Source organism: Massilia sp. BSC265, from assembly GCF_000740675.1.
Classification (GTDB): domain Bacteria; phylum Pseudomonadota; class Gammaproteobacteria; order Burkholderiales; family Burkholderiaceae_D; genus Telluria.
In genome coordinates, this window is the sequence record NZ_JPXI01000033.1 from 420082 (window position 1) to 439584 (window position 19503).

The 19503-nt window shown below is 63.8% G+C and carries 20 protein-coding genes; 1 reads left to right on the forward strand and 19 read right to left on the reverse strand.

The features are described 5' to 3' along the window. Positions 1–137: 137 nt before the first annotated feature. The 8 genes from MA09_RS14065 to rpsF all read right to left on the reverse strand — a co-directional run bounded on the left by MA09_RS14065 (position 138) and on the right by rpsF (position 7815). On the reverse strand, positions 138–2873 hold the full coding sequence (locus MA09_RS14065; protein WP_051933437.1) for an EAL domain-containing protein: 2736 nt from the start codon (positions 2871–2873) through the stop codon (positions 138–140). A gap of 152 nt (positions 2874–3025) precedes the next feature. Beyond that, entirely contained in the window at positions 3026–4036 is a 1011-nt protein-coding gene (locus MA09_RS14070) for an inorganic phosphate transporter (protein ID WP_036249484.1), read from the reverse strand. Positions 4037–4058: 22 nt separating this feature from the next. Then, complete coding sequence (locus tag MA09_RS14075; protein WP_036249487.1) at positions 4059–4685, reverse strand: DUF47 domain-containing protein; 627 nt, start codon at positions 4683–4685, stop codon at positions 4059–4061. A gap of 84 nt (positions 4686–4769) precedes the next feature. Continuing rightward, the gene (locus tag MA09_RS14080) at positions 4770–6155 is read right to left on the reverse strand and encodes a replicative DNA helicase (protein WP_036250103.1); all 1386 of its coding nucleotides are present in this window, start codon (positions 6153–6155) and stop codon (positions 4770–4772) included. Positions 6156–6288: 133 nt separating this feature from the next. Then, positions 6289–6741, reverse strand: a complete 453-nt coding sequence (rplI, locus tag MA09_RS14085) for a 50S ribosomal protein L9 (protein WP_036249490.1) — start codon at positions 6739–6741, stop codon at positions 6289–6291. A 36-nt stretch (positions 6742–6777) separates the two neighbouring features. Continuing rightward, positions 6778–7068, reverse strand: a complete 291-nt coding sequence (gene rpsR / locus MA09_RS14090) for a 30S ribosomal protein S18 (RefSeq protein WP_036249492.1) — start codon at positions 7066–7068, stop codon at positions 6778–6780. 42 nt (positions 7069–7110) lie between these two features. Beyond that, positions 7111–7401 carry a primosomal replication protein N gene (priB, locus tag MA09_RS14095; protein WP_036249494.1) on the reverse strand — a complete coding sequence of 97 codons (291 nt, stop codon included), beginning with the start codon at positions 7399–7401 and terminating at the stop codon, positions 7111–7113. 27 nt (positions 7402–7428) lie between these two features. Beyond that, the gene (rpsF, locus tag MA09_RS14100; RefSeq protein WP_020656856.1) at positions 7429–7815 is read right to left on the reverse strand and encodes a 30S ribosomal protein S6; all 387 of its coding nucleotides are present in this window, start codon (positions 7813–7815) and stop codon (positions 7429–7431) included. Between the two features lie 273 nt (positions 7816–8088). On the opposite strand from rpsF, the gene lexA reads away from it, so the two are divergent. Further along, positions 8089–8721 carry a transcriptional repressor LexA gene (gene lexA, locus MA09_RS14105; RefSeq protein WP_036249496.1) on the forward strand — a complete coding sequence of 211 codons (633 nt, stop codon included), beginning with the start codon at positions 8089–8091 and terminating at the stop codon, positions 8719–8721. A gap of 108 nt (positions 8722–8829) precedes the next feature. Here the strand turns inward: lexA and MA09_RS14110 are convergent, their stop codons facing one another. From MA09_RS14110 to MA09_RS14160, 11 genes are all read right to left on the reverse strand, one after another. Then, a complete protein-coding gene (locus tag MA09_RS14110) occupies positions 8830–9543 on the reverse strand; it encodes a hypothetical protein (RefSeq protein ID WP_036249498.1) in 714 nt (237 codons plus the stop codon). Between the two features lie 298 nt (positions 9544–9841). Next, the gene (locus tag MA09_RS14115; RefSeq protein WP_036249501.1) at positions 9842–11080 is read right to left on the reverse strand and encodes a cystathionine gamma-synthase family protein; all 1239 of its coding nucleotides are present in this window, start codon (positions 11078–11080) and stop codon (positions 9842–9844) included. 13 nt (positions 11081–11093) lie between these two features. Continuing rightward, positions 11094–12617, reverse strand: coding sequence for an amidophosphoribosyltransferase (gene purF, locus MA09_RS14120; RefSeq protein ID WP_036249504.1), 1524 nt, complete (start codon positions 12615–12617; stop codon positions 11094–11096). Positions 12618–12666: 49 nt separating this feature from the next. Further along, positions 12667–13155, reverse strand: a complete 489-nt coding sequence (locus MA09_RS14125) for a CvpA family protein (protein WP_036249505.1) — start codon at positions 13153–13155, stop codon at positions 12667–12669. A gap of 26 nt (positions 13156–13181) precedes the next feature. After that, positions 13182–14129, reverse strand: a complete 948-nt coding sequence (locus MA09_RS14130) for an SPOR domain-containing protein (protein ID WP_036249508.1) — start codon at positions 14127–14129, stop codon at positions 13182–13184. Positions 14130–14141: 12 nt separating this feature from the next. Further along, positions 14142–15440, reverse strand: a complete 1299-nt coding sequence (gene folC / locus MA09_RS14135; protein WP_036249511.1) for a bifunctional tetrahydrofolate synthase/dihydrofolate synthase — start codon at positions 15438–15440, stop codon at positions 14142–14144. A gap of 68 nt (positions 15441–15508) precedes the next feature. Continuing rightward, complete coding sequence (gene accD, locus MA09_RS14140) at positions 15509–16381, reverse strand: acetyl-CoA carboxylase, carboxyltransferase subunit beta (RefSeq protein ID WP_027866740.1); 873 nt, start codon at positions 16379–16381, stop codon at positions 15509–15511. After that, positions 16378–16611: a hypothetical protein gene (locus tag MA09_RS14145; RefSeq protein ID WP_036249514.1), complete on the reverse strand. Its 234-nt coding sequence runs from the start codon at positions 16609–16611 to the stop codon at positions 16378–16380. Before MA09_RS14145 ends, accD begins: the two co-directional genes overlap by 4 nt. A gap of 110 nt (positions 16612–16721) precedes the next feature. Next, on the reverse strand, positions 16722–17519 hold the full coding sequence (gene trpA / locus MA09_RS14150; protein ID WP_036249516.1) for a tryptophan synthase subunit alpha: 798 nt from the start codon (positions 17517–17519) through the stop codon (positions 16722–16724). 46 nt (positions 17520–17565) lie between these two features. Then, the gene (gene trpB / locus MA09_RS14155; RefSeq protein WP_036249519.1) at positions 17566–18807 is read right to left on the reverse strand and encodes a tryptophan synthase subunit beta; all 1242 of its coding nucleotides are present in this window, start codon (positions 18805–18807) and stop codon (positions 17566–17568) included. Further along, positions 18791–19483 (reverse strand): phosphoribosylanthranilate isomerase, encoded by a 693-nt coding sequence (locus MA09_RS14160; protein ID WP_036249522.1) that lies wholly within the window; start codon positions 19481–19483, stop codon positions 18791–18793. The genes trpB and MA09_RS14160 overlap by 17 nt, the downstream gene beginning before the upstream one ends. Positions 19484–19503 lie beyond the last annotated feature (20 nt).

Genomic DNA, 19503 nt, shown 5'->3' on the forward strand with positions numbered 1-19503 from the left:
CCCTTTGTCATTGTTTTTAAACGCTGATTACCCGGGCAGCATTGCCGAAGGCAGCAGCAGTGGCGGGCGCCACCGTGTAATATTACTACCAGCGTTAGCAAAAATGCAAAGGAACACGCACAAAATCGCTCAGCTATTCAAGGTGCGGCATGTGCGGGCTGAGGAATGTGTACGCCGAGCGGCTGGCGCGCTCCGGGCGGAACCGGACGCGAGAAGAAGAAGCCCTGCCCTTCGTCGCAGCCCAGCGACTTAAGCAGTTGCATTTGCCGGGGATTCTCGACACCCTCGGCGACCACCCGCATGCCGAGCGCATGCGCCATCGCGATCATCGAGGCGATCAGGGTGTCGCCTTCCGGGTGTTCGATCCGCAGCACGAAGGCACGGTCGATCTTGAGCACGTCGAAATGCAGCTTCTGCAGCTGCGACAAGGAGGAGTAGCCGGTGCCGAAGTCGTCGAGGCACAGCTTGATGCCCAGTTCGCGCAACTGGTGGAACACCGCCGACTCGCCAATTCCCTCCTGCATCATCGACGATTCGGTCAGCTCGATTTCCAGCAGCGAGGGATCGATGCCGTGGCGCTGAATTGCAGCGCGGAACAGCGCAAGGATATCGGACTGGCCGAACTGGCGCGGCGAGACGTTGACCGACACCGGCACCAGCGGCTCGCCCTGGCGCGCCCAGTGGACCAGCTGGCGGCACACGCTGTCGAGCACCTGCTCGCCCAGCTGCACGATCAGGCCGGTCTCTTCGAGCAGCGGGATGAAGTGGTCCGGCCCGGTCAGCCCCTGGCCCGGGCGCTCCCAGCGCACCAGGGCTTCCATGCTCGAAGCCTTGCCCTCAAGCAGGTCCACGCGCGGCTGGTAGTGCACCACGAACTGTTGCTGCTCGAGGGCGCGCCGCAACTCCACCTCGGTCTCGAGGCGGATGCGGATCGCCTCGAAAAAGCGCGACTGGAAGAAGCAGTAATTGCCCTTCCCTTCGGTCTTGACCGCGTACATCGCAATGTCCGCATTCTTGAGCAGGGTTTCGGCATCGTCGCCGTGCTCGGGAAACATGCTGATGCCGATCGATGCATTCAGCACATGGGTCGCATGCTGCAGGTGGAAGCCGTCATGGAAGGCAGCCAGCACGCGCCCGGCGACGTGCTCGACATCGGCGGCGCCGCCGACGTGGTCGAGCACCACCACGAATTCGTCGCCGCCCAGGCGCACCACGTGGTCGTTGGGACGCACCGCCAGGGTCAGGCGCTTGCCGACGGTGCGCAGCAGCTCGTCGCCGGCCGCGTGCCCGAGCACGTCGTTGACGGTCTTGAAGCCGTCCAGGTCGATGAACAGCACCGCCAGCGCATGCCCATCGGCGCGCGCCCGGTCGATCGCCCGCGGCAGGTATTGCTGGATCCAGTAACGGTTCGGCAAGCCGGTGAGTTCATCCGAATTACTCCTGCGCTCGAGCTCGCTCAAGTGGGCCTTGGACTCGCTGATGTCGCGGATCGTCACGGCCAGGTCCTCGCCGGCGCGCACGGCCTTGTAGTGGACCCAGCTGGCATGGAGCAGCTGGCCAGGGCGCGGCCTTACTTCGATCTCCCTCTCGAAGCGGCCAGCCTCGAGGGCCTCGCTCAGCCACGCTCGAATATCCTCGAAAATCTGGCCGTCGAAAAAATCGGACAGCCGGCGGCCGATGATCTGTCCGGGCTCCCTGCTGAACATCTTCGCGCCATGATTGTTGCAGTCGAGAATCTCAAAATCGCGTGCCACGCCGTGCCGGTCGCGCAACGGCCGGTGGATGAAGAAGCCCTCGCCCGCGTCCTCGGTGGCCAGGCGGTAGGTGGCGCGAATGGTGTCGAGCTGGTGCCGCTTCCATTTCGCGTGCACATAGAAGCTGGTGGCGAGCAAGGCCGCCAGGGTCAGCCAGGCAGTATTCCACCAGGCGCCGTTCAGCGCCGTCTCACGATGATTCCGGTACGGGGCCATGGCGGTGTACTCGTCGACCCCGACAAGGGCGGTCAGTCCGATACCCGGAATCGGTTGCCACCCGACCACTCGCGCACGCCCGTCCGTGAACCAGGGCCTCCCTTCGAGGCGGGCTACGCCCTGCACCACCACGGGGCGAAAAGGCTTCAGCAGGAAAGGCACCTCCGCCGTGTGCTCGACATCGCCGTGACGACAGGCCCGGACCACACCGTCCCTGCCTGTCACGGCCGCGAAGCCCTGCCGGCCCAGCAGGGGTTCGGCGTAGTGCTGGGTGAAGAAGGCCGGGAAGACCGACACCAATACAATGCCGTCGAATGCACCGCGGGGCGACAGCAGCGGACGCGAGAAGGCGATCACCTCGCGATGCGACAGGCGCCCCTCGAGCGGTGCACTGACGTAGAGATGGTCGCCCCCGGAGCGCTGTTGCTCGGTGAAATACGGCTTGTCGCCGAAGTTCCAGCCCACCGCATCCGGGTGCGAGCTGGTGAGGACCACTCCCTTGCGATCGACTAGGCCTGCACCCGCGATGTACTGCCTGGAAAAGATGCCGGCCTCGATGGTTCCCGCAAGGTCGAGATGCCGGCCCGACACCATCCAGTTGTGGCGCAACAGCAGCAGCAGGCGATCGGTATCGGCCACCGAGCGGCGCACGCGGATGGCATAGCTGCGGCTATAGGCATCGACCTGCCGCTCGAGTTCAGCCTGCCGGGCTCGGCGGTCATTCTCGAGATCGGTTAGCACATAACTCCACAGCAGCAGTCCCCCGAGCAATCCAATCGCCGGCCACAGCAGCAGCAAGCCCAGCCGCTGGCGCAGGAAGTCCAACAGCGGGCGCAGGCGGCTGGGCGCCCGCAGGCGGGCCGGTTTGCCGGCCAGAACGGGTTGATCGGTACGTGGACTCATCCAAACTCGGGCGCAAGAGCGCAAGGTCAACAGAACCAGTAAGACCTGCCAGCGCGCCGGAAGTTGGCGTAAATTGGGCCTCGTACCGTAAAGTGCGCAAAAAAAGCCCGGCAGTGCCGGGCTTTACATTCAGCAAGCGCGCAAGCGCTCGATCACATGATGTGGGTGCCGATCCACCAGGCGATCGCTGCCATGAAGGCCGATGCCGGGATGGTGAAGATCCAGGCCCAGACGATGTTGCCCGCCACGCCCCAGCGCACCGCCGAGGTCTTGCGTGATGCGCCAACACCGACGATGGCACCGGTGATGGTGTGCGTAGTCGATACCGGGATGCCGAAGAAGCTGGCCATCAGGAGGGTCATGGCGCCGCCGGTCTCGGCGCAGAAGCCGCCGACAGGCTTGAGCTTGGTGATCTTCTGGCCCATGGTCTTGACGATGCGCCAGCCACCGAACAGGGTGCCGAAGGCAATCGCGGCGTAGCACGAGATGATGACCCAGGCTGGCGGCAGCGCGTCGTCCGGGCTGGTGACGCCAGCGGCGATCAGCAGCATCCAGATGATCCCCATGGTCTTCTGCGCATCGTTGCCGCCGTGGCCGAGCGAGTAGCCGGCCGCCGAGGCCAGCTGCAGTCGGCGGAACCACACGTCGACCTTGCGCGGGGTGGACTTCACGAAAATCCACGAGACCAGCAGCATGATGGTCGAACCCAGGATGAAGCCCAGCATGGGTGCCAGCACGATGAACATCACGGTCTTGATCAGACCGGCGGAAATCAGCGCGCCGGTGCCCGACTTGGCCACCGCGGCGCCTACCAGGCCGCCGATCAGGGCGTGCGAGGACGAGGAGGGGATGCCGTAGTACCAGGTAATGATGTTCCAGGTAATCGCCCCGACCAGGGCGCCGAAGATGACGTAATGGTCAACCACCTCGGGCTCGATGGTGCCCTTGCCGATGGTCTGGGCCACCTTCATGCTGACCACGAAGATCGCGATGAAGTTGAAGAAGGCAGCCATTGCCACCGCATGCTGGGGCTTGAGCACGCCGGTCGACACCACGGTGGCAATCGAGTTCGCCGAGTCGTGGAAGCCGTTCATGAAGTCGAATACCAGCGCCAGCAGCACCAGGAAACCCAGCACGTAAATGCTGATTTGTAGAGATTCCATAATTGTTCTTGTTCTTGGCGCGTTATGCGTTTTCGACGACGATGCCTTCGACGATGTTGGCGACGTCCTCGCAACGGTCAGTGACCGTTTCGAGGATTTCGTAGATTGCTTTCATCTTGATCAGGTTGCGCACGTCCGGCTCGTCGCGGAACAGCTTGGACATGGCCGCGCGCATCACGTGGTCGGCATCCGACTCGAAGCGGTCGATCTCTTCGCAGATGGCGACGATCTCGTGGGCATTGCCCATGTCGTGCAGCAGAGCGACCGCTTCCTGGACCTTCTTGCAGGCCGCCAGGCACAGTTCCGCCAGGCGCGCGGCTTCCGGGGTCACGGCGTGCAGGTCGTACAGCGAGACCGTCTGGGCCGCGTCTTCCATCATGTCGAGGATGTCGTCCATGCTGGTGATCAGCTTGTGGATGTCATCGCGGTCGAGCGGGGTGATGAAGGTCTTGTGCAGCAGGTCGACGCATTCGTAGGTGATCTTGTCCGCCTGTTTTTCGATGCTCTCCACGGCGTGGGTGCGGTTCTCCAGGTCGTCGAAGTTGGTCATCAGGCCAACCATTTCCTGCGCGCCCTTCACGCACAGCGCGGCGTGCTGGTTGAACAGGTCAAAAAACTTGCCCTCCTGGGGCATCAGGCGTCCGAACATATTATTCTCCGTTGTGAATCTCTTGGGACTTCGAAACCGCTGCCACGGCTGGCAGCGGTAAGTGATACCGGCATACTCGGAAACTTAGTCGCCCTGGTAGATGGCGAGGTTGCCGCTGTAGTTGCCGAACTTGGTATAGGAGCCGATCCAGGTAAGGCGAATCGCCCCGATCGGGCCGTTACGCTGCTTACCGATGATGATCTCGGCGGTTCCCTTGTCGGGCGAGTCGGGGTTGTAGACCTCGTCGCGATACAGGAAGATGATCACGTCCGCATCCTGTTCGATAGCGCCGGATTCGCGCAAGTCGGACATGACGGGACGTTTGTTGGGTCGCTGTTCCAGCGAGCGGTTCAGCTGGGACAGTGCGATGACGGGGCAATGCAGCTCCTTGGCCAGGCCTTTCAGGCTTCGCGAGATCTCCGAGATCTCGGACGCCCGGTTGTCGCCCGGCTGGCTGCCTTGCATCAGCTGCAGGTAGTCGACGATGATCAGGCCCAGCTTGCCGCACTGGCGCGCCAGGCGTCGTGCCCGTGCGCGCATCTCGATCGGATTCAGCGCCGGCGTCTCGTCGATGTAGAGCTGGGCGTCATTCATTTTTTGAATGGCGTGCGTCAGGCGCGGCCAGTCTTCGTCGTTCAGGCGGCCGGTACGCAGGCGGTGCTGGTCGAGCTGGCCCACCGAGCCGAGCATACGCATGGCCAGCTGGGCGCCGCCCATCTCCATCGAGAACACGGCAACGGGCAGGCCCGCTTCGATCGCGACGTTCTCGCCGATGTTGACCGAGAACGCGGTCTTGCCCATCGAGGGACGGCCTGCGACGATCACCAGGTCGCCCGGCTGCAGGCCGGAGGTCATGCGGTCGAGGTCGATGAAGCCGGTCGGCACACCGGTAATCTCGCCCTGGTTCTCCCGCGAATACAGTTCGTCGATGCGCTCGACCACCTGGGTGAGCAGCGGCTGCACTGCGGTCCAGCCCTGGGCGCCACGCGCGCCCTGCTCGGCAATGGCGAAGATCTTCGACTCGGCCTCGTCGAGCATCTGCTTGACTTCCTTGCCCTGCGGGTTGAAGGCGTTACCCGAGATCTCGTCGGCGACGGTGATGAGCTTGCGCAGGATGCCGCGGTCGCGCACGATTTCGGCGTAGCGGCGGATATTGGCGGCGGACGGCGTGTTCTGCGCCATCGCGTTCAGGTACTGCAGGCCGCCCACCTCCTCGGCCTTGCCGAGCTGGTTGCAGGCCTCGTAGACCGTGATCACGTCGGCAGGCTTGCCGGCGTTGATCAGGCGGACCATCTGTTCGAAGATGATGCGGTGGTCGTAGCGGTAGAAATCGTCCGCGTGCATGAAGTCGGCGATGCGGTCCCACGCGGCATTGTCGCGCAGGAGACCGCCGATGACGGACTGCTCTGCTTCGATGGAATGCGGCGGGATGCGCAGGGAATCGACTTGCGGATCGGCTGGGGAATTCATGGCGGGCATTATACCTTCTCCTGTCACACGGCTGTCATAAATGACCGGTTTTTCAGGTCGTAAAAAAAGCCGGGCGAACCCGGCTTTTTCATTGACACAACAGAAGCTTAGCGCAGCTCCCTTGGTGCGCTCATCAAGCAGCTTCGCCGACGACGGCGATGGTGATTTCCGAGACGACGTCGGTGTGCAGCGCGACGGCGACCGGGAATTCGCCGGTGGTCTTCAGCGGGCCGGTCGGCATGCGAACCTGCGACTTCTCGACCGGGAAGCCTTGCTTGCTCAGCGCTTCGGCGATGTCGAAGTTGGTGACCGAACCGAACAGGCGGCCGTCCACGCCGGCTTTCTGGGCGATGGTGACGGTCATGCCGCTCAGCTTGTCGCCTTGCGCCTGGGCAGCCGACAGCTTTTCAGCTGCTGCTTTTTCCAGTTCGGCGCGCTTGACTTCGAACTCGGCCACGGCGGCCTGGGTAGCACGGCGTGCCATCTTTTGCGGGATCAGGAAGTTACGTGCGTAACCATCCTTGACTTTGACGACGTCGCCCAGGTTGCCGACGTTGACCACTTTTTCGAGCAGGATAACTTGCATATTTTTCTCCAGGTATTCTGACTGACGTGCCGACGATTAGGCGTTGTGCAGGTCGGTGTACGGCAGCAGCGCGAGGTAGCGTGCGCGCTTGATGGCGGTGTCGACCTGGCGCTGGTAGTGCGCCTTGGTACCGGTCAGGCGTGCCGGCATGATCTTGCCGTTTTCCTGGACGAAGTCCTTCAGGGTGTCGACGTCCTTGTAGTCCACCTGTTCCACGCCTGCGGCGGTGAAGCGGCAGAATTTCTTGCGCTTGAACAGCGGGTTCTGCTGTTTGCGCTTGAGTTTTTCTTTAGCTTTGTTTTTGTCGAACTTTTTACCGAATGCCATTTCGAGGCTCCTGTATCTGTAATCTAAATAGGCCGAGTACTGTTACGCGGCACTGAAATCAATGATGTGAAACACCAAGGCTTTGCTGTTGCGGTTCTTCCGTGCGAGGAATCCTTCGAAGCGGTAGGCGGCGCCGAGTTCGGCGTCGGCCATCCTGCCTGAAATCGTGCCCGCGGCCAGCGCGGGAATTTCAAACTCGACCAGCCTGGCCACCCCTGCTTCTTCCTGCTGCGAACCATGCTGCAGGATCGCCCCCACGATGGGGACGCCGGCCGGGGTGTAACGCAGTACGTCTCGCTCCGCGATGGTCGCGATGAGCTGGAGCTGGTTCACTACGCTCTACGAATTCCTGGGAAAAACTCAGGCAGCGGCGGCCGGGGCAGCAGCAGCTGCTTCTGCGCGGTGGCTCTTGGCTGCGTCTTCGCGCTGGACCGACTTCATCATCGGCGACGGTGCGGTTTCGGCCTTCTTCATCTTGACGGTCAGGTGACGCAGGACGGCATCATTGAACTTGAATGCGGTTTCCAGCTCGACCAGGGTCTCGTTGTCGCACTCGATGTTCATGCAGATGTAGTGAGCCTTCGGCAGCTTCTGGATCTGGTAAGCCATCTGGCGACGGCCCCAGTCTTCCACGCGATGGATGTTACCGCCGCGGCTGGTCACCGTGGTCTTGTAACGCTCGATCATCGCCGGGACTTGCTCGCTCTGGTCCGGGTGGACGATAAAAACGATTTCATAATGACGCATGCAACACTCCTTGAGGACGTTTAAACAAATGCCCACCTCGGCGTCAAGACGAGTGTGGGAAGGGAAAGCCTTCGATTATAGCCTGAAAAAGCAGCGGATGGAAACCCAGGCATGGTCGAGCCCGGCAGAAGACGGCGAACAGCACGCATTTACACCACGAATGCGAACGCATTGCACAATTTTTTTACAGTTTTCCCGTGTTTCCCCTTGCGCATACACGAATACTGTACAAAAATACAGTCTACTCACACAACCTATTGCTGTAACACATCCATGCTCAAGCTCACTGCAAGGCAAGAACAGATCCTTAACCTGATCAAGGAAGCGATCGAGAACACCGGTTTCCCGCCGACCCGCGCCGAAATCGCGGCCGAGCTGGGCTTCAAGTCGGCCAATGCGGCCGAAGAACACCTGCAAGCCCTGGCGCGCAAGGGTGCCATCGAAATTTCGCCGGGCACCTCGCGCGGCATCCGCCTGGTCGGCGCTTCGGTCGAACAGATTCCGATGCCGCCCCCTAACCTCATGATGTCGCTGCCGCTGGTCGGCCGCGTGGCCGCCGGTTCGCCGATCCTGGCCCAGGAACACGTCGAGGCCACCTACTCGGTTGACGCCGCGATGTTCTCGGCCCGCCCTGACTTCCTGCTGAAGGTCAAAGGCTGGTCGATGCGCGACGCCGGCATCTGCGATGGCGATTTCCTGGCGGTAAAGAAGATCGACAGCGCCAAGAACGGCCAGATCGTGGTCGCCCGGCTGGGCGAGGAAGTGACCGTCAAGCGCTACCGCAAGACCGGCAACCTGGTCGAGCTGCTACCGGAGAACCCGGACTTCAACGTGATCGAGGTGCGGCCGGAAGACGAATTCGCGCTGGAAGGCCTGGCTGTCGGCCTGATGCGCAGCTGGCACTAGGCCGCGATTCGGATCCGCATGCGAACGGGGGCAATCGGGCTCGTTGCCTGATTGCCCCCGTTCATTTGTGCAGCAAAGCCCCGTCGCCGACTGGATCTTCTTGTCCGCTCAGAGCGAATCCTTCTTGGCGGACTTCACCATCTGGTTGTGCGCCGTCACATAGGCATCGGTTGCCGAGCGCCACGCGGCGTAGTCGGCCAGCACCAGCTTCGAACTCACCTTCGCTTCCTCGGTCAGGTTTTCCTGCAACTGCGCCAGGTAGGCGTTCGATTTTTCAAGCTCTTCCTTGTTCATCAGCTTCTGGATGTCGGCCGGGACGCGCTTGGTCAGCGGCAAGGCGGCATTCAGGTTGGTCACGTACTTGTTGTAGCACTCCTGCCAGGCCTGCACGGCCGCGCTGATGCGGTCGATGTCGGCGTTGACCTTCGACACCGCCGGAATGCGCGGAGCCGCACAGCGGAACTCGCCCGATTTCAGGTCTTCGCCGTCGTAGCCCTTGATCCAGTAGTCGATATCCTTGCGGCGCTTGACGCGCTGGTCGATCAGCTCGAGCGATGCGATCGCGACCTTGTTGCCCTTCGCGGCAGCTTTCTTGAACAAGGCCGCGGCCTTGGCTTCGTCGACCTCCCCCGCCTCGCCATAGAAATACATCTGCCCCAGCGCCTGCTGCGCGGCTGGATTGCCGGCATTGGCCAGCTTGGTGTAGATCTTCATTGCGCCCGCGTAGTCCTTCTTCTCGAACAGGGCGTTGGCGTCTTCCAGCTCGCCGGCAAGGGCGGCGCCGCACAGCAGCAGGGATGCAAGGAACAGCTTGGTCTTCATGGCAGGTGGATAGGATGAAAAGAAATCCCATGATAGCGGCAATCCGGCGCCCTGCTCAACCGCTGAAACAAAAAGGAGCGGGCACGTTTCCCGTAGGGTGGGCGGCTCCACCTGGCGACAAGCATTGTCCGCGCCCTTGGGCCGCCCACGCGGCGATTGTCAGCGGCAAGATCCTCGAGCCCGCAAGCGGAGCCGCCAGCGCTCACCGCGTGGGCGACACGGTGTGCACGGCGCCTCGGCTTGCACGGTGGAGCCGCCCACCCTACGAAAAAACGGCAACCCGAAGGCTGCCGTCCTGTTACGCTTCCAGCGCCTGGCGGAAGTCCGCCAGCAGGTCCTCGGTATCCTCGATGCCCACCGAGACGCGGATCAAGGACTCGGCGATGCCCATGCTGGCGCGCCGCTCCGGCCCCATCTCGAAGAAGATCGTGTGCGCCACCGGGATCACCAGGGTACGGGTGTCGCCCAGGTTGCTGGCCGGGACGCCGAGCTGCAGGCGGTTGAGGTAATCGAAGGGGTCGATCTCCTCACGCAGCTCGAAGCTCATCAGGGAGCCGCCGGCGCGAAACAGCTCCTTCGTGATGCCGTTCTGCGGATGCGAAGCCAGTCCCGGGTAGTGGACTGCGGACACGCGTGGATCGGCCTCCAGCATCTGCGCCAGCGCCAGCGCGTTGGCGCAGGTGCGCTCCATGCGCAGCGCCAGCGTCTCGGCACCCACCGCGATGTGGTGTGCCGCCTCCGGTCCGAGCGCGGCGCCGAAATCGCGCAGGGCCTTGGCGCGCAGCTGGGCCAGGCCCTGGGCTGCTACCGGCTGCTTGCGGAAGTTGGCGGCGATGTGCGGATAGGCGTTCCAGTCGAACAGGCCGGTGTCGGTCAGGGCGCCGCCCAGCGCGTTGCCGTGGCCGCCGATCGACTTGGTGAGCGAATTGACCACCAGGCCCGCCCCCACCGCCTTCGGGCGGAACAGCCAGGGCGTGGTCATGGTGTTGTCGACCACGTACAGGATGCCGCGCTCGCGGCACAGCTGGCCGATGCGCGCAAGGTCGGCCACCTGGGTGCGCGGGTTGGCGATGGTCTCGACGAACACCATGCGGGTATCCGGCCGCAGCACCGCTTCCACGTTCGCCACATCGGTCGCATCGACGAAGTCCACCGCCACACCCTGGCCGGCCACCGTCTGCCACAGGCTGTTGGTGTTCCCGAACAGGAAGGACGACGAGACGATGTGGTCGCCCGCCCTCAAGAGCCCCTGGAACAGGGCGCCGATCGCGCCCATGCCGGTAGCGAAACAGATGGTGCCGACGCCGTCTTCCATCTTCGTGATCTTGTCCTCGAGCGCGCCCACGGTCGGGTTGCCCTGGCGCCCGTAGCGAAAGCCCGGCTCCTTGCCCTGGAAGACCGAGGCCAGCTGGCGCGCATCGGCGTAGCCGAAGGCCACCGAGGTGTGCACCGGCTTGTGCAGCGAGCCCTGCTCGATGCTCTTCCTGCGGTCGTTGTGCAGGATGGTGGTCGTGAAACCGTAGCGCTTGTCCGTCATGCCAGGGCTCCCCTTACTCGGCCGTGACCGGACGGTTGAGGTTGAGCTGGTTGGTCGCGGCGTCCTCGACGCCCTTGCTGCCGCCGTTGTGGCGTGCCGATTCCTGGCGGTCCAGGTATTCCGGGGTCACGTCGCCGGTCACGTACACGCCGTCGAAGCAGGAGGCCTCGAAGTTCTTCAGCGCCGGGTTGACGTCCGAGATCGCACGCTTGAGGGCATCGACGTCCTGATAGACCAGGCGGTCGGCGGTGATCTCCTTGCAGACTTCCTCGACCGTGCGGCCGTGGGCGATCAGCTCGTCGCGGGTCGGCATGTCGATGCCGTACACGTTCGGGTACAGCACCGGCGGCGCGGCCGAGGCGAAGAACACCTTGCGGGCGCCGGCGTCGCGCGCCATCTGCACGATCTCGCGGCTGGTGGTGCCGCGCACGATCGAGTCGTCGACCAGCAGCACGTTCTTGTCCTTGAACTCGGAGGCGATCGCGTTGAGCTTCTGGCGCACCGACTTCTTGCGCATGTTCTGCCCCGGCATGATGAAGGTGCGGCCGATGTAGCGGTTCTTGATGAAGCCTTCGCGGTACTCGACGCCGAGCTTGAGCGCCAGCTGGATCGCGGCCGGACGCGAGGAATCCGGGATCGGCATCACCACGTCGATGTCTTCGACCGGGATCTCCTTGCGGATCTTGTCGGCCAGGTATTCGCCCATGCGCAGGCGGGTCGCGTACACCGAAGCGCCGTCGATCACCGAATCCGGACGGGCCAGGTAGACGTATTCGAAGGCGCAGGGATTCAGCGACGGGTTCTCGGCGCACTGGCGCTCGTGGAAAGTGCCGTCGTTGCCGATGAAGATGGCTTCGCCCGGCGCGATGTCGCGCACGAAGCGGAAGCCCAGACCTTCCAGCGCCACGGATTCGCTTGCTACCAGGTACTCGGTGCCGTGCTCGCCCTCGTTCACGCCGAGGCACAGCGGACGGATGCCGAAGGGGTCGCGGAAGGCCAGCATGCCGTGACCGGCGATCTGGGCCACCACCGCATAGGCGCCGCGCACGCGGCGGTGCACTGCCGCCACCGCCTTGAACACCGCGTCGGTGTCGAGCTTGTAGCCGTCGGCCGCTTCCTGGATCTCGTGGGCCAGCACGTTCAGCAGCACTTCCGAATCGGAATCGGTGTTGATGTGGCGGCGGTCGTTCTTGAACAGATCTTCCTTCAGCTGGGCCTGGTTGGTCAGGTTGCCATTATGGGCCAGGGTGATGCCGAAGGGCGCGTTCACGTAGAACGGCTGCGCTTCTTCCTCGCTCGAGGAACCAGCGGTCGGGTAGCGGCAGTGGCCGATACCGGTGTTGCCCTGCAGCGTACGCATATTGCGGGTACGGAACACGTCGCGTACCAGGCCGTTGGCCTTGTACATCGAGAACATGCTGCTGTGATTGGTTGCAATACCCGCCGCGTCCTGGCCGCGATGCTGCAGCAGCAGCAATGCGTCATACAGAAGCTGGTTGACGGGATTGTTCGAGACGACGCCGACGATGCCACACATGGTGCGCTCCTAAAACTGGACTGCTGATTACAAAAGGTTGAAACCGAATCTAGAATCTGATGTGCTGCCCCAGGGCAGCCGGGAGAAAGGGTTTGACCGTGCGCGCTCCGGTTTCCGCCATCGGCGAGAGCAGCGCGTTCCTCCAGAAATCCTGTTGCGGAATGGAAGTCATCCCACACAATATGACGGCGGCCAGCACGATTACAATGCCGCGCGCCAATCCAAACAATCCACCGAGCCCGCGGTCCGCGAGGCTCAGGCCAGTGGCCGTGATCAGGGCCCCGATGGCCAGCGATAGCAGGCCCATCAGGATGCGCACGCCGAGGAACAGCAGCACGAAGGCCATGATCAGGCGCGCGGTCTCGCCAGGAAGCAATTCCGGCAGCATCGGTGCCAGTTTGGCGCCGTAGGCATTCGCCACCACGAATGCCACGATCCAGCCCAGCAGCGACAAGATCTCCTTCACCAGCCCGCGCAGGGTGGAAATGATGACGGACGATACCAGTACGAACAAGACCAGGTAATCGAAAATCGTCACGCCAACAACACCTTATTTTTCTGGAATCAGAGCGGCACCATGGTGCCCGACAGGCCCATGCTGATGAGTTTCGAGCGGATCTTTTCGCCCTCTTCCTTCGTGTACGGCCCCACCCGCACGCGGATCAGCTCACCCGACTTCTCGGTGAACGAGGACACGCCGGCGGCGCGCAGGCGGCCCTGCAGCTCATCCACCTTCTGCTGTGTCGCCAGCGCGGCCACCTGGACCACATACTTCTGCGACGGGCCGGTTGCCTTGACGACCGGCTTGCCCTCGAGGATGGCCATGGCGCGGGCAGCGTCATTCTGGGCAAGGTCCGGTTTCGCGTCGACCGGCTTGACCGGCGGCTTCTCGGCCGGCTTGTCAAGCTTCTTCGGCTCCAGGTCGGCGACCTTCGGGTGCGCTTCCGGTTTCGGCTCGCGCTTGGGCTCGGGCTTGGCCGGTTCCGGCTTCGGTTCGGCCTTTGGCGCGGTGGGCTCGGTACGGGCGGTGTCGAGAGTGCGCAGCGGCGGCGGATCGGCCGGCCGGGTCGCCACTGCGGCTGCGGGCACGGCCGCTTGCGGCTGGACCGTGTCGGCGGTCACGGCGTCCGTCGGCTCGACGATTTCCTCGCCGCTGTCGACGGTGGCCGCCGCCGGCACCGGCAGCGGCGCCGCCTTGTCCTTGGACGGGATATTGATGGCGATGTCGGCACCGAGCGGCTTGGGCTCGGAATCGAGCAGCATCGGCAGGCCGACCGCCGCGGCGAGGGCCAGCGCGATCGCGCCTACCAGGCGGCGGCGCGCGCGCTTCTTCTCGGGCAGGATCGGATCGGCGCCGGTGCGGCCGCGAGCGCGGCTGGCGCCTTCGCCGGCGTGGGAAGCGCGCTTGGCGCGGGCCTGCTGCCCGTAGGCGGCATCGTCGTCCTTGACGAAGTGGCCACTGTCCCGGACAGTGTCTTGCTTGTTTTTGCTACCGAACGAGAACAAGCCCATGCGTATCTAGAATCAGTGTAGTGAGTTTTTGCGGGCCGCCATGACGCCGGCGACCGTGTAGAACGAGCCAAAGACCACAATTCTATCATTCTCCCCTGCGCGGCTCACGGCATTCGCATAGGCTTCGGCCGGCGTGGCGAAAGGCGTGACCGAAAAATCATCGGGCTTTGACCCGGCAGGCTTCAGGGCCGCGAGCTTCTCGGCCAGCTGCTGCGGGTCGCTCGAGCGCGGCGACGGCAGCGCGGTGACGCACCAGTGGTCGACGATGCCGCGCAGCGGAGCGATCACGGCCTCGATGTCCTTGTCTTCCATGATGCCGAACACCGCATAGGTAAAGCGGTGGAAGCCCATGTTGCCGAGGTTGTGCGCAAGGGCCGCCGCCGCATGCGGATTGTGGGCCACGTCCAGCACCTGGGTCGGACGGCCAGGCAGCACCTGGAAGCGTCCCGGCAGCTCGACCATGGCCAGGCCGGCGCGCACCTCCTGCGCACCGCAGGGCAGCTCCATGCGCAGCACCTCGAGCGCGGCCAGCGCGGCCGAGGCGTTGAGCAGCTGGTTGGCGCCGCGCAGGGCCGGATAGGCCAGCGAATTGCGGCGCTGGCCGCGGCCGCCGTAGCTCCACTGCTGCTGGTCGCCCTGGTAGTTGAAGTCGCGGCCCAGCAGCCACAGGTCGGCGCCGATGTCTTCGGCATGCTTGACCAGCGATTGCGGCGGCACCGGATCGCTGCAGATCGCGGCCTTACCCGGACGGAAGATGCCCGCTTTCTCGAAGCCGATCTCCTCGCGGGTGTCGCCCAGGTAGTCGGTGTGGTCGATGTCGACGCTGGTGACGATCGCCACGTCGGCGTCGACCACGTTGACGGCGTCCAGGCGTCCGCCCAGGCCGACCTCGAGGATCGCGACGTCCACGTTTGCCTGGGAGATCAGGTGCATGATCGCCAGCGTGGTGAATTCGAAGTAGGTCAGCGAGACCTCGCCGCGCACGCTTTCCACGGCATCGAAGCTGGCTACCAGCGCTTCATCGGAAGCCATCTCGCCATTGATGCGGGCGCGCTCGTTGAAGTCGAGGAAGTGGGGCTTGATGTACAGGCCCACGCGGTAGCCGGACTGCAGCAGCATGGCTTCCAGCATGGCGCAGGTCGAGCCCTTGCCGTTGGTGCCGGCTACCATGATCACAGGGCAGCCGAAGGCCAGCCCCATGCGTTCCTTGACGGCGCGGACACGGTCGAGCCCCATGTCGATGTGGGTTTCGGCATGGCGCGACTCGAGCAGCGCCAGCCAGTCGGGCAAGGTGGTCGGGAGAGTGGACATTGGATGAACTTCGGTGATAGCGCGCGGGGCGCTGGTGCGGACGCGTGGACGCCCGCACCAGGAGTGGATCAGGCCAGCGCGTCGGCGGCCTGGTTTTGCAGCAGTGCCAGCAGGCGGGCGATTTCCTCGCGCATCTTGCGGCGGTCGACGATCATGTCGACGGCGCCCTTCTGCACCAGGAACTCGGCGCGCTGGAAGCCTTCCGGCAGCTTTTCGCGCACGGTGTTCTCGATCACGCGCGGGCCGGCGAAGCCGATCAGGGCTTTCGGTTCGGCGATGACGACGTCGCCCATGAAGGCGAACGAGGCCGAGACGCCGCCCATGGTCGGGTCGGTCAGCACGGAGATGAACGGCAGCTTCTTCTCCGACAGTTTGGTCAGCATGGCGGTGGTCTTGGCCATCTGCATCAGCGACAGCAGGCCTTCCTGCATGCGGGCGCCGCCGGTGGCGGTGATGCAGATGAAGGGCACCTTCTGCTCGAGCGCCACCTGGGCGCCGCGCACGAAGCGCTCGCCGACGACCGAGCCCATCGAGCCGCCCATGAATTCGAATTCGAAGCAGGCAACGACGACCGGCAGGCTCATGATCGAGCCGCCCTGTACGATCAGGGCATCGGTCTCGCCGGTGGCATCCATGGCCTGCTTGAGGCGGTCCGGATACTTCTTGCTGTCCTTGAACTTCAGGGTATCGACCGGCAGGGTTTCCTGGCCGATGTCATAGCGGCCGCCTTCGTCGAGCAGCGCATCGAGGCGCTCGCGGGCGCGAATGCGCATGTGATGGTCGCACTTGGGGCAAACATGCTGGTTCGATTCCAGGTCGGCGCGGTACAGGACCGACTCGCACGACGGGCACTTGACCCACAGCCCTTCGGGCATGGTCTTACTCTTGGCGGCATCGGAGCGCTGGATCCGTGGGGGCAGCAGTTTTTCTAGCCAACTCATCTTTTCTCCTTGCGGCAAGTCTTCGAAGTGGCGGTAGTGTAGCCGCAAGCGCCCCGCTTGTCGAATGCTGTCGCCCGGCTAATTAGCAATCCGACATCTTTAAAAAAAAGGACGCCGCGATGGCGTCCCTGTGTCACGAACAGCATGATGGGCAGTGACATGACTGTGTACAGCACGGCCAGGACCTTGGCAGACTGGCCGACCGATACGTTGACAATATGTATTTTCATCGTAGGATCCAAAGAATCGTTTATAGGAACAACGAATCCAATGTACCTCGATGACCTCCAGCACAAGACGTGCCGGCACAAGCCGCGTCTTGCGTGAAGGCAATCTTCGTTCAGGCGTCCAGGGCGCTGCGGATACCGGAGGTAAAAGTGCGCACCGCTTCCACGGCCCGCTCCTTCGGCACCGACTCCAGTTCCTGGATGATGCGGCTGCCGATCACGACCGCGTCCGCCACTTCCGCCACCGCACGCGCGGTGGCGCCGTCGCGGATGCCGAAGCCGACGCCGATCGGAAGTTTGACGTGCTCGCGGATCGCGCTCACGCGCCGTGCGACGTCTTGCGTGTCGATGCTGCCGGCGCCCGTCACTCCTTTCAGCGAGACGTAGTAGCTGAAGCCGCTGCCGTACTGCGCCACCTGCTGCACGCGTTTGGTGGTCGAGGTCGGGGCCAGCAGGAAGATCAGGTCGAGCTCGTTGGCGCGCATGGCTTCCGCGAAGGCCGCGCACTCTTCCGGCGGATAGTCGACCACGATCGCGCCGTCGGCGCCCGCTTCCTTCGCGCAGCGAATGAAGCTGTCGGGGCCGATGCGCTCGATCGGGTTGGCGTAGCCCATCAGGACCACCGGCGTCGTGGTGTTCGTCTCGCGGAATTCACGGACGAACCCGAAGACGTCCTTCAGGCCGATGTTGAACCTGAGCGCGCGCTCGCAGGCGCGCTGGATGACCGGGCCTTCGGCCATCGGGTCGGAAAACGGGACACCCAGTTCCAGGACGTCGGCGCCGCCCTCCACCAGGGCGTGCATCAGGGGCACCGTCAGTTCGGGCCCGGGGTCGCCGGCGGTGATGAAGGTGACGAGGCCGGTCTTGTTCTGCGCCTTCAAGGACGCAAAGGTCGATGCGATACGGGACATGCTGTTCTTTCTATGAGAATGTACGGATGGATGAGCAAAAGATGGGTCAGCTGAAATCCAGCCCCATCCTCTGCGCCACCGTGTGCATGTCCTTGTCGCCGCGGCCCGACAGGTTGACCAGGATGAGCTTGTCCTTGCCCAGGGTCGGCGCCAGCTTGGTCGCGTAGGCGATCGCGTGCGACGACTCCAGCGCCGGGATGATGCCTTCGATGCGGCAGCAGTCGTGGAAGGCGCCGAGGGCTTCCTCGTCCGTGATCGACACATACTCGGCGCGCTTGATGTCCTTCAGCCAGGCGTGTTCCGGCCCCACGCCCGGATAATCCAGGCCGGCCGACACCGAGTGCGTCTCGATGATCTGCCCGTTCTCATCCTGCAGCAGATAGGTGCGGTTGCCGTGCAGGACGCCCGGGATGCCGGCATTCAAGGACGCCGCATGCTTGCCCGTCTCCAGCCCCTCGCCCGCCGGCTCCACGCCGACCAGCTTCACGCCCGGCTCGTCGATGTAGGGATAGAAAATGCCCATCGCATTGGAACCGCCGCCGACGCAGGCCAGCACGTAGTCCGGCTGGCGGCCGGTCATGGCCGGCATCTGCACGCGGCACTCCTCGCCGATCACGGACTGGAAGTCGCGCACCATCATCGGATACGGGTGCGGTCCCGCCACGGTACCGATGATGTAGAAGGTGTTCTCGATGTTGGTGACCCAGTCGCGCATCGCTTCGTTGAGCGCGTCCTTCAGGGTCTTGGAGCCCGATTCCACCGGCACGACGGTCGCGCCCAGCAACTTCATGCGGTAGACGTTCTGGGCCTGGCGCTTGACGTCCTCGCTGCCCATGTAGACCACGCACTCCATGCCGAAACGCGCGCAAATGGTGGCGGTGGCCACGCCGTGCTGGCCAGCGCCGGTCTCGGCGATGATGCGCTTCTTGCCCATGCGGCGCGCCAGCAGCGCCTGGCCGATCACGTTGTTGATCTTGTGCGCGCCGGTGTGGTTCAGGTCTTCGCGCTTGAGGAAGATCTGGGCGCCCCCCAGCTGCTCGGACCAGCGCCGCGCGTGGTACACCGGCGACGGACGGCCGACGAAATGGGCCAGCTCGTAGCGGAATTCTTCGAGGAATTCGGGGTCGGTGGAGAAGCGCGCATAGGCCTCGTTCAGCTCGGCCAGCGCGTGCGACAGGGTTTCGGCGACGAAGCTGCCGCCGTAGGGACCGAAGTGCCCGCTCTGGTCAGGCAGTTGGTAGTCAGGGGTCTGGAACAGCGGAGTATTTCCGCTAGGACGATCTTTCATGATGGTTCTCACTCGTAATGATGGCGCCGGCGGCCCGCACGGCCTTGATGAAGTCGGCAATCATGCGGGCATCCTTGATGCCCTTCCGTGCTTCGACGCCACTGCTGACGTCGACCGCGAAGGGACGAACACGTACGATCGCGTCAGTCGCGTTTTGTACGTTCAAGCCACCACTCAAAACGACCCGAGGCGCGAGCTCTTTTGGGACGAGAGACCAATCGAAGACCTTTCCTGCGCCGCCGTAGGCGTCCACCCAGGTATCCAGCAACAGGCCGGAGAACCAGGGACTGGCGGCGCGGTATATACGCTCATATTCTAGCAGTTCATCCGGGCTTGTGTCCGGCCTGACGCGGAAGGCCCGCACGAAGGGACGCTGCACGGCTGCAGCCAGCTCCGCGCACGCTTCAGGCGTTTCATCGCCGTGGAACTGGATCAGCGACAGCGGCGCCCTGGCCGCCACCGCCCTCAGCTCTTCCACGCTGGCATTGACGAACAGCGCCACGGCGCTGACGTAGGGCGGCAGCGCCGTGCACAGCTCGGCAGCCTGCTCGGGCGTGACATAGCGCGGGCTTTTCGAATAGAAAACGAATCCCAGCGCGTCGGCGCCGGAATCAACGGCCGCGCGCAGGTCTTCCTCGCGCGTGATGCCGCAAATCTTGATACGGGTGCGTTGCATAGTCATTCCCAAGTAGCGGC